The organism is Paenarthrobacter sp. E2MeOHC11, assembly GCF_058744955.1.
On record NZ_CP196673.1, the window covers coordinates 4,809,083 to 4,823,909 of the forward strand.

The 14,827-nt window shown below is 62.3% G+C and carries 11 protein-coding genes; 10 read left to right on the forward strand and 1 reads right to left on the reverse strand.

Annotated features, from left to right (window positions below):
• Positions 1-37 precede the first annotated feature (37 nt).
• Together ACSSVG_RS22260 and ACSSVG_RS22265 are read left to right on the forward strand one after the other, a co-directional pair.
• Positions 38-835 (forward strand): SDR family NAD(P)-dependent oxidoreductase, encoded by a 798-nt coding sequence (locus tag ACSSVG_RS22260; protein ID WP_492416374.1) that lies wholly within the window; start codon positions 38-40, stop codon positions 833-835.
• Positions 836-1,115: 280 nt separating this feature from the next.
• Positions 1,116-2,210: a DNA glycosylase AlkZ-like family protein gene (locus tag ACSSVG_RS22265; protein WP_492416376.1), complete on the forward strand. Its 1,095-nt coding sequence runs from the start codon at positions 1,116-1,118 to the stop codon at positions 2,208-2,210.
• Between the two features lie 118 nt (positions 2,211-2,328).
• Here the strand turns inward: ACSSVG_RS22265 and ACSSVG_RS22270 are convergent, their stop codons facing one another.
• Positions 2,329-3,015 carry a TetR/AcrR family transcriptional regulator gene (locus ACSSVG_RS22270; protein ID WP_231340199.1) on the reverse strand — a complete coding sequence of 229 codons (687 nt, stop codon included), beginning with the start codon at positions 3,013-3,015 and terminating at the stop codon, positions 2,329-2,331.
• Positions 3,016-3,533: 518 nt separating this feature from the next.
• Between ACSSVG_RS22270 and ACSSVG_RS22275 the strand changes: the two genes are divergently transcribed.
• From ACSSVG_RS22275 to ACSSVG_RS22310, 8 genes are all read left to right on the forward strand, one after another.
• Complete coding sequence (locus tag ACSSVG_RS22275; protein ID WP_492416378.1) at positions 3,534-3,872, forward strand: antibiotic biosynthesis monooxygenase; 339 nt, start codon at positions 3,534-3,536, stop codon at positions 3,870-3,872.
• A gap of 55 nt (positions 3,873-3,927) precedes the next feature.
• Positions 3,928-5,937, forward strand: coding sequence for a hydantoinase/oxoprolinase family protein (locus ACSSVG_RS22280; RefSeq protein ID WP_492416380.1), 2,010 nt, complete (start codon positions 3,928-3,930; stop codon positions 5,935-5,937).
• A complete protein-coding gene (locus tag ACSSVG_RS22285) occupies positions 5,934-7,508 on the forward strand; it encodes a hydantoinase B/oxoprolinase family protein (protein ID WP_231340202.1) in 1,575 nt (524 codons plus the stop codon). The genes ACSSVG_RS22280 and ACSSVG_RS22285 overlap by 4 nt, the downstream gene beginning before the upstream one ends.
• A gap of 85 nt (positions 7,509-7,593) precedes the next feature.
• Positions 7,594-9,051 carry an APC family permease gene (locus ACSSVG_RS22290; RefSeq protein WP_492416382.1) on the forward strand — a complete coding sequence of 486 codons (1,458 nt, stop codon included), beginning with the start codon at positions 7,594-7,596 and terminating at the stop codon, positions 9,049-9,051.
• Between the two features lie 157 nt (positions 9,052-9,208).
• Complete coding sequence (locus ACSSVG_RS22295; protein ID WP_492416384.1) at positions 9,209-10,702, forward strand: aminopeptidase P family protein; 1,494 nt, start codon at positions 9,209-9,211, stop codon at positions 10,700-10,702.
• Positions 10,703-10,782: 80 nt separating this feature from the next.
• On the forward strand, positions 10,783-11,628 hold the full coding sequence (gene proC, locus ACSSVG_RS22300; RefSeq protein WP_269215657.1) for a pyrroline-5-carboxylate reductase: 846 nt from the start codon (positions 10,783-10,785) through the stop codon (positions 11,626-11,628).
• Between the two features lie 42 nt (positions 11,629-11,670).
• Complete coding sequence (locus ACSSVG_RS22305; protein ID WP_492416386.1) at positions 11,671-12,957, forward strand: ATP-binding protein; 1,287 nt, start codon at positions 11,671-11,673, stop codon at positions 12,955-12,957.
• A gap of 403 nt (positions 12,958-13,360) precedes the next feature.
• Positions 13,361-14,824: an MGDG synthase family glycosyltransferase gene (locus ACSSVG_RS22310; protein WP_492416388.1), complete on the forward strand. Its 1,464-nt coding sequence runs from the start codon at positions 13,361-13,363 to the stop codon at positions 14,822-14,824.
• The last annotated feature ends 3 nt before the right edge of the window (positions 14,825-14,827 follow it).

Genomic DNA, 14,827 nt, shown 5'->3' on the forward strand with positions numbered 1-14,827 from the left:
TCAAACGTTTGATAGTCATCAATAATAGGAGAACCCCATGAGTCGACCCATCGCACTTGTCACCGGGGCCAGCAGCGGCATCGGGGCAGCGATATCGGCATTGCTGGCGCATGCCGGCTATGACTTGGTACTCGTTGCTCGGCGCGAAAACCGCCTTGCTGCCCTGAAACAAGAGTTTGAGGGGATCGGAGCGAACAGCGAGACCCTTTCGCTTGATCTTTCGGAGCGGACCGGTCTTACTGACGCAACGCGGCGTGCCGGCGTCGGAGACATCGACGTCATCGTCTCCAACGCCGGGGTCAGCGCGTACGGCCCGTTCGCGGAGATCGATCCAGCCGACCTCGACCGCGCCTGGAGGCTCAATTCCGACGCGACACCCATGCTCGCCCGGGCTGCCCTGCCTGGCATGCTCGAACGCGGCAAGGGCGGAATCATTGCGATTGCCTCAAACCTCGCCTTCAGCGCGGGGATCCCCACAGTTCCGGCGGACCAAGGAAGGGCCCTGCCGCATCGCGCACTCTACGTTGGCGCAAAAGCCGGGATGGTGGCATTCACCCGAGTTCTCGCCTCGGAACTCGACGGAACCGGCGTGCAGGCCACCGTTGTCTGCCCCGGGCTGGTGTCCTCGGAGTGGAACGGCGGCGCCTCACAGGGCCCCCAATCAATGACACCCGAAAACGTCGCCCTTGCCGCATGGTCGAGCTTCACGAAGGGCGAAACCCTTTGCCTGCCCGGCCTCGAGCAAGTTGACCTTCTAGACCAGCTCGCAGAGACGGAACGCCGCATCCTCGGCGGGAACATCGGGTCGGACCTCGCCACCCGCTACTTACCGTAAGCCGGCGGTGTCGCGGCCGGTTCGAGACCCACGGGCAGAACCTGGCGCCGACAACGCCCACATGGAACCGTCGACACATCGCACCGCTGCGAGCACGGCCGCCGCGGCCCGGAAGGGCCACCATGCTCCATGACAGAAACGCCATCGTCCACCCGAATCTTGGCTGCGCCAGGCAGGCATTGCAGCCCCCACTGCACTTGGATGTACGGTATTGCCCACTAGAGGAGAGCTGACCTGCATGCAACCGACCATGGCTCACACCAGCAGCACAATTCGTTTCGTGGACGCACTCCAGTGGAGGCTCGAAAGGCACGCACTGGCTGGCGCAGCTGTCACCTCGGTAGCTGATGCGGTCGACCGTGTGGTCGCTACGCGGGCTTGGCCTTCGGATGCGGCGGACCTGGCAGTCGCTTTACGGGTTCTTGACCCGAAGCGCGATGCCTTGAGCCAGGCGCTGGAGTCCGGGAGCGTGGTGAGAAGCTACGCGTTTCGCGGCGGCTCTTTCATCTTTACCCCTTCCATCGCAGCTGATCTGCTGATGACGCGTACCGCGACCCGGATATGGGAAACGAACCGGTGGCAGGAACAAGGCGGCTTTGCGATCAGCGATTGGCAGCCGTTACGCGAGGCAATGCGCGGAATCCTCGGAGATGGGCCATTGACCCGCTCGCAGATCAGCGAAAGACTCGACAGGATTCCCGGCTTACGGGATCTAGCGCAGGCGGCGTTGGGTGCGGGCGCTGACAGCCTGTACAAACCGCTGCATTGGTGGGGTGACATTTGCTTCGGCCCGACCCGCGGCACGGAAGCGACATTCCAGTTGGCCGGCCCCTTGCAGGATGAGCCCGCCGACGCCGCCGTCGATGAAGCCGGCAGAAGGTCCATTCGCACCTACCTGCACTCCTACGCGCCAGCCACCGTCGATAATCTCGCTTACTGGCTGGCCCAAGGGCTCGGTGTCCCCCGACGCAGGCTCCTGTCGTGGATCGGGGACCTCGGTTCCGAGATCACAACGATCGATGTTGATGGGGTGCCCTCACTGGCCCTAACAGAAGACGTGGCCTCCATCGCATCCGCTCGCTCGTCCGAAATCCTTCGCCTCCTGCCAGCATTCGACCCTTGGTTCTTCGGACCCGGCACTGCCGACCATCGCCTCATCCCCACCGCCCAACGGGCCCTGGCGTCAAATGGCTACCCACTGGTCATCTCAAGGGGCAGTGCCGTAGCTACGTGGCGCGTGCGCGCCCAGACTGTCGTCGTCAAACCCTTCGTGCCAAGCTCCCAGCTGCCATTCCAGCTACTGGAAGACGAGATCAAGCATCTCACCCGGATCCTGAACAAAGATCTCGACATCGTAGTCGAACCCCAAACCTGAGACGGGGACTGGACCACGAAATCAGCTGAACTTACGAACGGCCCGACAGAACATGCCTTACCGACGGGTAGATTTGGCAAGTGGAAAATTGCCGTCCGGATACTTTTCCGGCCGATTCCTAATCTTTGTTGCGGAGTCCCTGGGATTCGGCGGTCGCGGCTTCGATAGCGTCGGCGTCCAGTCCACACGCGCGTAGAGCGGTTGCGGCAATCACTTCCAAGTAGGCGGGGTCCGGTTCCCCGCTCCTGCGCAAATGGCTGATCAGTTCCGTCAGATGGATGATGATGGCGCCCAATTGTTCCTCCGAGACCGAAGCTGCTACGGCCTCGGTAGCAGCGGCGGCCCCTAGCCGTCCGTAGACATTGAGCAACTCTTGCCGCTCAAGGCGAAAGCTGTTGTAGCGCTCACCCTGCACCTCCGGCAACAACCAGAGAATGGCGAAATTGTGCGCGGCTTTGATCAGGGTAGTTGTATCCAGGATGAGGGCAGCGTGGAGGGCGCCGGCGGCGCTGGCGGAAGCGGGCACGAGTGCTTCAAGGGTGCGCACAGCTTCCAAGCCGGGCCGAACGGACGCGGTGAGCAGCTCGTCGAGCATTTCTTCTTTGTTCGCGAAGTGGTAGTAGAGGGATGCCTGGCGAATGCCAACCCGCTCGGCGATCGTGCGAGTCGGTGTGGCCGTGAATCCGTTCTCGACGAAGAGCGCCGCAGCGGCGTCGAGGATCTGTTCCCGGGGCGAGTGCTCAGTGTCGGAGTCCGGGATGCTGCGTGGACGACCGGTGCGTACTGGCCTTGTTTCGGTTGACATGAATCCATCCTTTCACGCGGGACCTCGGAGCACCCGGAATAGTGAGCCCGCCGCTGTCCCGGGCACAAAAACTTCAGAAGTTTGGCGACGTGGGTTCTGCACCCCTCCGGGTGTTCGTAGCCACTTTCCGTCATTTCCCGAATCGGCAATCCCGACCACGCTCCTCTCTCCTTCGCCGGCCGCACGGCACACCGCAGGAACCCTGGACATCACCGCAGCCTCCCTTCGTGAAGGTGCCTGCTTCTTCAAAAATACACTACCTATCGCTTGACAGGTATTGGTGGAAGTGGGACGCTCAGACAAGCGAAGTGTTACCCCCGCCACAACATTCGACCAACCAATCCCCCTTCCAATCGGGAAGAAATGGCTGGTTGTTGAGGAGGAAGGGTGCGGGTCCTTCGCTGGACTACCCAACTGACAAAGAAGTCGCACTGCTGCATTGGTCAGCGCTTTTCATGGTGTGGGATTCCAGATTCAGGAATGCCCCGCAGAAACCCGTTCGACCGGAAGGAAATCCAATGATCAGGACTCAATTGCACCTGAAAACCCGTCCTGGCCTCGTTCAAGATGTTCTGGACTTTTATGCGGACCGTGGCATCCTCGCAAGGTCCCTCGCGCAGCCGGGGTGCTTGGCAGCGGAGATACGTGTACCGCTTCACTTCCAGGATTGCGTCGTCGTCAGTGCACTTTGGGAATCCGGGACGGCCTACCAGTCCTGGGTGGAAAACCCGGAGCGGGACTCCGCTGCCAAGGAGCTCATTGCTCTGCTCGACAACACGGAGGGCGCCTTGGGCGACGCCGAAGTCTCTGTCATCCACGACTTCAAGGCCGCGCATCCTTGTTCAACTACCAATTGAGCCGTCGGCTGACTCAGTAAATCCACATCAAATTCACACCATAAAGGGATAAGTAATGAAGAAAGACCTACGGGTAGGAGTGGACATCGGTGGAACCTTCACCGACATCGTCGTGCAAAACAAGCGCGACGGCAGCACGCTCCTCCATAAAGTCCTCAGCACGCCGGACAATCCCAGCGTCGGAATGCTCCGTGGCCTGGACGAGCTCGGCATTGCAGAGGACATAGACTTCCTTGTTCACGGGACAACTGCCGGCCTGAACGCCCTCCTTTCCCGCACTGGTGAGCGGGTCGCGCTGATCACCACCGCCGGGTTTGAAGATGTTCCGATCCTGGGCCGCGGCGGGAACAAAGAGATCTGGAGCCTGACGCCTGAACGGCCCAAGCCACTCGTCGCCGAGCATGACATCATGTCTGTCGATGAAAGGGTCCGCTTTGACGGATCCGTTGAACGGCCACTCCAGGACGACGACGTCCGACGGGTTGCCGACTGGCTGCTGGCGGAGGGCATTACGAGCGTTGCGGCCTCCTTCCTCCACTCCCACCGGAATCCTGTCAATGAGATCACCCTGCGCAAACGCCTCACCGCCCTCGTGCCTGGGGCCTCCGTCGTTCTCTCCCACGAAGTCGCACCGGAACAAGGAGAGTTCGAGCGGACCTCCACCACGCTCGCCACCGGCTACGTGGCGCGCACCGTTGACCGCTACCTCGCAGCACTTTCGGTGGAACTGGACAAACGGCGGTGCAGTGCTCCCCTGCAGGTCATGAGGTCCAGCGGAGGGATATGCTCGGCGACACTGGTCGCGCGCCAACCGATCCAGACGATCCTCAGCGGACCTGCTGGAGGAGTCGTTGCCGCTGAGACTCTCTCCCGCTCCCTCGGCCGGCCGAACCTGATCGCCATCGATATGGGTGGAACGTCATCGGATGTGAGTTTGGTGATCGACAGCAGGATGACGCTGGCTACGGAAGGTGAAATCGCCGACCAAGTCATGCGGATGCCGGTAGTTGAACTGCACACCATCGGTGCCGGGGGCGGTTCCATTGCCCGCGCGGAAGCCGGAGGTCTTCGAGTGGGTCCCAAGAGTGCCGGCTCCGACCCCGGCCCGGCATGCTACGGACAGGGGGGTACTGAGCCCACAGTCACCGACGCCCAGGTGGTACTGGGGCGGATTGATCCTGGCTGGTTCCTGGGCGGCAGGATGAAGCTGAGCCTTGACGCGGCGCAGATGGCTGTCGGCCGGCTGGGCAAAGCCTTGGACATTGAGCCGGAGACCGCCGCTGAAGGCATCGTGGCCGTGGCGAACGGCATGATGGCCAACGCGATCCGCACGCTCACCATGCGGCGGGGCATCGACGCCCGGGATTTCGCGCTCGTGGCCTTTGGCGGTGCGGGCCCCCTCCATGGAGCCGCCCTCGCGGACGAACTCGGAATCCGGGAGGTGATTGTCCCCTTCGCTACCGGTGTGCTTTCGGCTTGGGGGATGCTGCACGCAGACATCCGGCACGACGTCTCCGCACCACTCTCCGGCCTGGCCGACGCCCCGGAGGCGCTGAGGACTTTCCGAGAGATACGCCAGCAACTTGAAGCCCACGGATCGATACTGCTTGACACCGAACGCGTCCCCGACGAGGACAAGACCTTCGAGTTCTCGGCGGACATGCGATATGTCGGTCAGGAGCACGCAATCTCCGTCGCCATTGCCGACGAGGAGGATGCGCTTGGCCTCTTCCACGACGCCTACCGGCGCCGTTACGGGCACAGCATGCCCGAATCACCCGTCGAATTTGTCAATGTGAGGCTCGCTGCTGTTGGCCGCGTCAGCTCGGCTCCAGCAGAATCATCAGGCCTCGGCTCCGATGTCCCGGAAGAATCAGCCCGGAAAGTGCGGATTGACGGTGTCACCCATGACGCACGGGTTGTGCACAGGAGCGCGCTCGGTGTCGCAACGGTCGACGGGCCCGCGATCATCCAGGAAGACGGTTCCACCACTCTGGTCCCCCCGTCGTGGCAGGCCACGCGCGGCGAATTTGACACCATGATTCTTAGAAAGGTCGGCCGATGAACACCGACGTAGTGACCACAGAGATCGTCCGAAACCTTTTCCTTTCAGCAGCAGAAGACATGCATGCAACTCTGGTGCGCTCGGCCTTCCAGCCGCTTCTCTACGAAAACGAGGACGCCGCCGTCGCCATCCTTGACCGCAACGCAGACGTCCTGGGCCAGTCCAGCGGCCTGCCCCTGTTCCTGGGAAACCTGGATGAAGCGATCAAAGAGACACTGCGTCGCCGGGGCGGGACCGGTTGGCTCGACGAAGGCGATGTTGTCATCCTGAACGACCCCTACATCCAAGGCACGCATGTCAACGACGTGACCCTTTTCGCGCCCGTACATTCCGGGGGCGAGATCATCGGTTACGTCGCCGTCCGCGGCGATGTGACCGACGTCGGCGGTAAAGATCCCGGCGGAGGAACCGAGACCACCGAGGTGTATCAGGAAGGGCTCCTGCTTGGGCCAGTAAAAATCTGCACGGCACAAGGACCAAACCAGGACATCATCGACATCATCCGCCGCAACAGCCGCAGTGGAGAGTTGATCGTTGGCGATATCAACGCCATGATCTCCTCGTGCCGGATCGGCCAGCGACGCATGCTGGAGATCGTCAGGCGCTTCAGCATCGGCGTCATCGAGGCATCCCGTGACGAAATCTTCCGCCAGAGCGAAGAGTCAGACAGGGACACTGTCAGCAACATACCCGACGGCGTCTACACCGGAAGCGGCTGCATGGACAACGACGGCATCATCCTCGACAAGCCCGTCCGGATCCCGATCAAGATCACTGTCTCCGGCGACACACTCACCGTCGACTTAACGGAAAGCCCTGATTCAACTACAGGGCCCATCAATTGCGGCCGCGCCCAAGCCGTTGCCGCCATCCGCGTTGCCTACAAGCTGCTGTTCGCCCCCGAGCGCTCGTTCGACGGCGGCTGCTTCCGTAACGTCGAAGTGCTGACACGCCCGGGGTCAGTCCACCATGCAGAGGAACCGGCGGCTTGCGGTTGGTATTACACCACCTTGGGACTTCTGGTGGATCTTTTTATCAGCGCCTTCGCCGAAGTCCTGCCCGGACGTGTCACTGCGGCCCAGTTTGGTGATTCGATGATTACCTACTTTGCCGGCAAGGACTTGCGCGGTGCGGACTACCTCTGCGTCGAGGCCCACGCCGGCGGTTGGGGTGCCTCCAGCCGGTCAGACGGAGCCGATGGTCTCATCAACGTCCTCAACGGCAGTTTCCGGAACACTCCCATAGAAGCGTTGGAATCCCGATACCCGATCACGGTCACCCAATACGCCATCAGGCACGACTCCGGCGGCGCTGGCATGCACCGTGGAGGCAACGGCATCATCAGAAGCTACCGCTTCGATGAGCCCACGCAGCTATTCCTTTGGCTCGACCGGTCCCTCACCCCCGCCTGGGGACTGAACGGCGGCTCCCCCGGCGAACCGCCGCGCGTGGAAATCTCCGGCAGCGTCCGCCGATCGGACTTGCTCAAGGTCAACGGGCTGCAGCTCTCTGCCGGCGATGAGCTGAAGATCCTGACGGGTGGCGGCGGCGGCTTCGGGAGTCCCGAATGAGCACAATGAGGCTTCCTCGCGCCACCACACACACATTCTCCGCACCAGAATCCACCCTTGGTATTTCGCATCGAAAGGCAACGCCATGACCGACAGGTCATCGAATACTGCGACGGTCCCCGACGGACGGGGCCCGAAAGGGGCTCCGTCCGGAACGCTGAGCGCCCGCCACATCATCTTCTTCGTGATCGCCGCCGCAGCACCCCTCGGGTTCGCTGTGGGATCTATCCCCTTGGCCATAGGCCGCGGCGGCATAGGCACCGCGGCCATGTTCATTATCGCCGGCGGATTCCTCGCGCTGTTCGCAGTGGGATACGTGGCCATGACACGCTTTGTCCCCAATGCGGGAGCACTGTTCTCCTACATCACGGCAGGTCTCGGCCGGCCTCTGGGCATCGGCGTCGCATTCGTGGCAGCGATCTCCTACGCCTTGGTTTCAGCCGGCGCCGTTGGCCCCTTCGCAGTATTTGCCGAGCAAACAGCCCAGTCCCTCTTCGGTGTGGCAGTTCCCTGGCCGGTATGGGCCTTGGCCGGAATCCTGGTGATGGGCCTCCTGGGCCAGTTGAACGTCGAGCTCAACATGCGGGTGCTGGGGTTCTTCATGATCGCGGAGGTGACGGTGCTCGCCATCCTGGGGGTCGCCGTCGTAAGCCAGGGCGGTGCCTCCGGAATCTCGATGGAGGCCTTGAGTCCGGCCGCCATCGCAGAGGGCCAGATCGGGGTGGTCCTTCTGTTCGTCTTCGCGGCTTTCGCGGGCTTTGAGGCCACTGCGCTGTTCCGCGAGGAGGCGAAGCATCCCGTCCGCACTCTTCGGCGTGCAACGTTCGGCTCCATTGCCGTCATCGCGCTGCTGCAGTCCTTCGTTGCCTGGTACATCGTCCAGGCCTTTGGCGCCACCGTGGTGGACGTGGCGAACGCAACTCCCACGGAAATGTTCGCCATTGCTTCCCGGCAATACGTGGGTGACTGGTTCGCGAACGTCGTCACCGTCCTGGTGGTCCTGAGCTGGTTCGCCTCCGTCAGCGCATTCCACAACGCCACCACGCGGTACCTTGTGGCGCTGTCACGCGACGGCGTGATCCCGGCCGTCTTCACCCGCCGCTCGCGCCGCACCAACGCCCCCTGGGTGGCCAGCCTCACCCATAGCCTCTTCGCCCTGGTCCTGATCGTGCTCTGCATCCTGGCGGGACTGGACCCCTACCTGGACCTGTTTATTCTGGGCAGCGTGCCGGTAGCCGTCAGTATCCCTGCCATGGAACTACTCACGGCAATCGCAGTGGTCGCCTTCTTCCTGCGGGACCGTCGCGGCCAATCCCCGTGGGCCGTGTACGTGGCACCGGCAGTGTCAGCCATCGCCCTGGCCATAGTTGTCTACTTGGTGCTGGCCAACATGGAGTTCTACACCGCCCAGACCGGCCCTATCAACTGGATCCTCCCCGGCATCAACCTTGTAGTCCTCGGGATAGGCGTTGCCCGCGCCCTGTGGATGCGATCCCGCACTCCCCACCTCTACGACCGCATCGGCCGCTTCGGCCTGGAATAAGCGCTCTCACCAACAGAACGGACGACGCCTCGCCTGCCAGGTCCATACGAAAATGCCCCAGCCAAGGCACTCTTCCAGGACACGGCAGGCGGGGCGTTCTTCCAACGCCTTCCCCACGCGATTCAAAACAACGCCCCCGCTCCCCAAAGGTGGACGAATGCCCCCCTCAGAAACCACTGTTCCTCTTCACGCAGGTTCCTCTTCGAACCGCTCAACCACACCCGATTCCGAATACTTCAGGAAGTACATTGGCCAAAGCTGGGCCACCCCCGTGGAAGTCCTGCCCCCGCCGCGGGAACAGGCTGCATTTGCCGCAGCGAGACGCAGCCGAGTCTCCGGGCTGTACCCCGGCGTTCGGCTGCTGGTGCCGGCCGGCCGCCTCAAACAACGTACGAACGATATGACGTATCCGTTCCGGGCCCACTCGGCGTTTGCTTGGCTTACGGGATGGGGCAGCGATTCCGAGCCCGGAGCCGTGCTCGTGTTTGAACCTGCAGGCGACGCCCACGAGGTAACTCTGTACTTCCGCGAACGGGCCGGACGCGGCACGGACGAGTTCTACGCGAACCCGGAAATCGGCGAGTTCTGGATTGGTCCGAGGCCCTCCCTCCGGCAAGTAGCCACCGACCTCGGACTCCAGACCCGCGACATCGCCGATCTGGACCTGCTCATGCACCTCGGACCAGCAGAAGAATCCACGGTCCTGCACCCGACCGTGACGATACCTGAAGCAGACCCGGAACTGGCAGATATTGTCGGCAGCCGGCAATCCGATGCCGCCACGCGCAACGCCAATTTCGTCAGGGACCTTTCCGAACTGCGACTCGTCAAAGATCCCTACGAGGTAGAGCAACTGCGGAAGGCGGTCGCCGCCACCGCCGTCGGATTCTCGGACGTCATGGCCGAGCTCCCCCGAATCCGTGGCAATGCCCGCGCCGAGCGCCTCATCGACGGAGTGTTCAACAACCGGGCCAGGGCCGAAGGAAACACCGTGGGTTACAACACGATTGCAGCAGCCGGCCCGCACTCGTGCATCCTGCACTGGACCCAAAACAACGGACCCGCTCTGAACGGTGACTTGGTTCTCCTGGATGCCGGCGTGGAGCTGGACAGCTACTACACAGCCGACATCACCCGAACGTTTCCCGTGAGCGGAACCTACTCTGCGGCGCAACGAAAAGTCTATGAGGCTGTCCTGGGAGCAGCAGACGCCGCCTTCGCCGTCGCACGTCCCGGCGTCCGGTTCCGTGACATTCACGACGCCGCCATGGCTGTTATTGCCCGCGCGACCGTCGAATGGGGCGTGGTGACGGTCAGCGTCGAGCAAGCATTGGAGGAGGGAAACCAGCAGCATCGCCGCTACATGGTCCATGGCACCAGTCATCACCTCGGCCTCGACGTCCACGACTGTGCACAGGCCCGCCGCGAGATGTACCTCGACGGCATCCTTGAGCCAGGCATGGTCTTCACCATCGAACCGGGACTCTACTTCCAGCCTGATGACCTCACCGTGCCGGATGAACTACGCGGCATCGGGGTGCGCATCGAGGACAACATCCTGGTAACAGCAGAAGGCGCAGAAAATCTCTCGGCTGCAATCCCCCGCACCGCCGATGACATTGAAGTGTGGATCCAGCAGTCAAGCACCTGAACGTCATGCCCGGAACCGAAAAAGCCAGATCCACCGACACCGACACAAACTCCCCTCCCCATAAGAACGGACACCGTAAGATGCCGCCGAAGACGCCGGAACACTTTCCCCGAATCGCTGTCCTTGGAACTGGCGCCATGGGTGGTGCCATTGCCCGGGGGCTCCTCAAAAGCGGCGCGACGGTCAGCGAAGGGATGAGCGTCAGTGGTCACTGGACCCAGCAGATGCAAGAACTCACGGATCTGCCCGGAGTCGAAGGATTCGATGCGGAGACCGATCCCGAGGCAAACATCCGTGCAGTAAGACATGCGGGCATCGTTGTCCTGGCGCTCAAACCGGACGTCATGGTGAGCGTTCTCCGGGAGATTTCATCTTTCCTACGCGACGGCGCAATCGTTATCAGCGTTGCCGCCGGCGTCACCATTCAAACCATAGAGTCGCTGCTGCCAGAAACGGTTTCCGTCATCCGGGTTATGCCGAACACCCCAGCCCTCGTCGGCATGGGCGTCTCAGGCATCAGCACCGGGACCCGGGGAACGATGAAGGACATATCCCTCGCCGAGGCGCTCTTCGGAAGAATCGGAACCGTTCTCAGAGTTCCAGAGAGCCGGATCGACGAGGTCACCAGCATCTCGGGATCGGGCCCGGCATATGTGTACTACCTCATCGAACAACTCACAACGGTCGCGGAACACCTGGGCTTCACTTCCGAGCAGGCCGCTCTTCTGGTCAACGGAACGTTCAGGGGAGCATGTGAGCTGCTCGTGGACTCCGACAAATCACCCCGGGAACTCCGCCAACTCGTCACCAGCCCCAAGGGCACAACAGCGGCAGCTATCTCCGTCCTTGAAGACGGAGGTCTCCGGGAACTATTTGAACGAGCTGCAGCCGCCGCCGTCCGTCGTGCGAGAGAACTCGCCATATAACCGGCAAGGCCCCTCGACGCACAACGACAGGAGATTGTTCCTATGCAACCTTGGATTATCAGGGATTTTCACCTTGACGATCTCGACCAATTGATCGAGGTATGGCAAGACTCCAGAACCTCCGGCGTCCACCCCGTGTACACACTGGCCGAGATCATCAATGCCTGCACCAACGGGCTGGCCTTCGTAGCCCTGACAGAAGGCACGATCGTTGGCGCAGTTGCCTGCGTCATTCAGGACGACCGTGCCTGGGTCGTGACACTTGCCCAGGCCACAGAATGGCGGGAACGAGGATTGGGAAGTGCGCTGCTCGCCCACGTTGAAGGACGATTGGCCAGCCGTGGAGTCAGAAGGATATCCGCGCTGGTCCCCGCCCCGGAAACCAGAATCAGGGCATTCCGAAACAGCGACTACCGCGTCGAGGAGGACCTGCATTACTTCGAAAGGACCATACCGGTACACCCCAAGGAAACCCGCCCCCTCAGCCAGCTTGGAGGCCGGCTTCTGCCCCACGGACTCTGGGAAGCCCTCGCTGGCATGCAGAACGAAAAGCACCTGATTGAGCAGCGCCTCATCCTTCCCCTTGCACACACCGAACTCGCGAAATCATTAGGCGTAACACCCCCACGCTCGGTGGTCCTCTTCGGTCCGCCGGGAACCGGGAAAACGACTTTCGCCAAGGCCATAGCTTCCCGACTCGACTGGCCATTCATTGAGGTATTTCCATCACGGCTCGCCTCCCATCCCCACGGTCTAGCTGGGGCCCTGCGCCAGGTCTTCCTGGACATCGGAGAACTCGAACATGGAGTCGTTTTCATTGACGAGGTCGAGGAAATCGCGTCCACCCGCACAGGTGAAGTCACGTCCCCACTCCAAGGAGTCACCAATGAGCTTCTGAAAATCATCCCGGCATTCCGGGAACAAGAGGGACGCCTCCTGATCTGCGCCACCAACTTCATCCGCTCCCTGGACAACGCCTTCCTCCGCCACGGCCGGTTCGACTACGTCATACCCATAGGGCCGCCGGACCTCATGGCTCGCATGGCAATCTGGAACCGCTATATACCCCCTGCGTTTTCGCAGAACGTCGACTTGGAAGTGCTGGCCAAAGCCAGCGACCGGTTCTCCCCGGCCGACATAGAATTCGCTGCCAGAAAGGCTTCACAAAAAGCGCTGGAATTTGCTGTTCAATCACGGCAGCCTGCAACCACCGAAACGGCCCTCACCACTGCGGCCTACCTGCAGGCCATCGAGGGAACGCGTGCAACAGTGACCGAAGCCGTCGTGAAGGAATTCCTGGAAGACATCGACCGGATAGCACGCGTCTAGATGGCAATGCTTATCTTCCCTGCGCAGGCACGTGGCCCCGCCCGAACGCGACTTCAGGTCAATCAGGACCTCGGCACCGCCGCCGGGCACGATAAAAACGCACCGCCGAAAACATCGCCTCCACCTCGGGGCACCTATGACGGCAACGGAAGCGACTTCGTCCAACTCAGAGCCGTCATCGCAGGCGCCCGGCGTTGAGTTCTTGGTGGCAACTGCGCATACCTACTGGCGATCAAGTCGTCCTCCTGCACCGACACAGATCGACGAGGGCTGCACGTCTCGCGGGACGCCTGTCCAGACCAGTTTCCAACCGGATTTATACGTCATGTTGTCCTCAGCATGCCGGTCCATGAAGAGGTGCGGGCCAACCCTCCACAGGAATGCGGCCTGCTAGCCTCTCCTCATGCGCACAACGTCGGCACGAGCCAAAGCCACCGCCAGCGGACAGCGCGTACTGATCCTGTCCGCTGGCGTGGGATCAGGGCATAACAGCGCTGCGGCGGCGGTGCAGCAAGCATGTGCCGCCCGCGATGACATCGCCGAGGTGCAGGTGCTTGACGTGCTGCAGGTGAGCAGCGTTCTCTACCGCGCCCTGCTGGGCAAGGGCTACTTCGTCCTCGTGGAGGATTTACCTTGGCTGGTCGAGTGGGGCTATGACATCAGCAACCCGCCGTTCCGGCGTCGTGGCCCGATCGACCCCTGGACGCGGGCGAATGCCGGCCCTGTTGTCAGTGCCATCAAGCGGTTCCGGCCCACCGCGATTGTCTGCACGCATTTCCTCCCCGCTCAGCTGTTGGCCTCACTGCTTCTTCGCGGCGTGGTTGATGCGCGGACAGCTGTGGTGACCACCGACTATGACTTCCAGGGCCTGTCGCTCACAGGCGCGTTCCATAAGATCTTTGTGGCAAGGGAAGAGGGAAAGGTGGAGCTCATGGCGCTCGGCCTTCCCTCCGACCGCGTCTGTGCTTCTGGAATTCCGATCGGCAAACAGCTCAATCCAGCGCCCGTGCGCAATGCCAACAAGCCGCCAATGCTTCTGATCTCGGCTGGCGCGACCGGTGGCGACTACGCTGTCTCGGTGGTGCGGCAGACGATGCATATGCGCTCCGCGTTTACAGCCACAGTCGTGTGCGGACACAACGATGCGCTCCGGCAGCGCATCGAGACGCTCGTCGCGTCGGCTGGCGACCGCTACAGCGTGCTCGGATTCACCTCGGAAATGCCGCAGCTGCTGCAGCGCGCGGACCTGTTCGTGGGCAAGCCGGGTGGGCTCTCGGCGTCGGAGTGCATGGCCGCAGGGCTCCCCATGGTGCTTGTGAACCCGATCCCTGGTCAGGAGGTCCGCAACGGCGACTACCTCATGGAGCAGGGGGCGGCAGTCCGATGCAACGCAGCGGCAACCATCGGCTGGAAAATCGATGGGGTGCTGCGCGAACCCGGCCGTTTACAGAAGATGCAGGCGGCGGCACAGAGGACAAGTCGCCCCGATGCCGCGGCCGACGTACTTAGCGAGCTGCTGGGCGGGCCGTCCCGTCCGCTGGTGGTAACGCGGGCGGCGCAAAGGACGATTCTTGCCGCCAGCGAGCAGCGCTTCGTCGCGACCGATCTCACGGGGCCGTCGTCCTTGGTCCGCTTGATCGACCAAGTCTCGGGCAGCACGGTTGCGCTGCTGCAAGAGGAGGAGTTGGCGGATCTGCAGAAGCGCTACACGACTCCGGACGGGAACTTGGTGCTGCGCCCAGGCCGGGCGTCCCTGCTTCTCCATTGGGAGGAACGTCGGCTGGTACGCGCTATGCTGCGGGGCGAGGACGCGCTGCCTGTCCGTGTCGAGGGGCCCTTGGCGACGTTCCGCGATCTTCCCGGATAACCG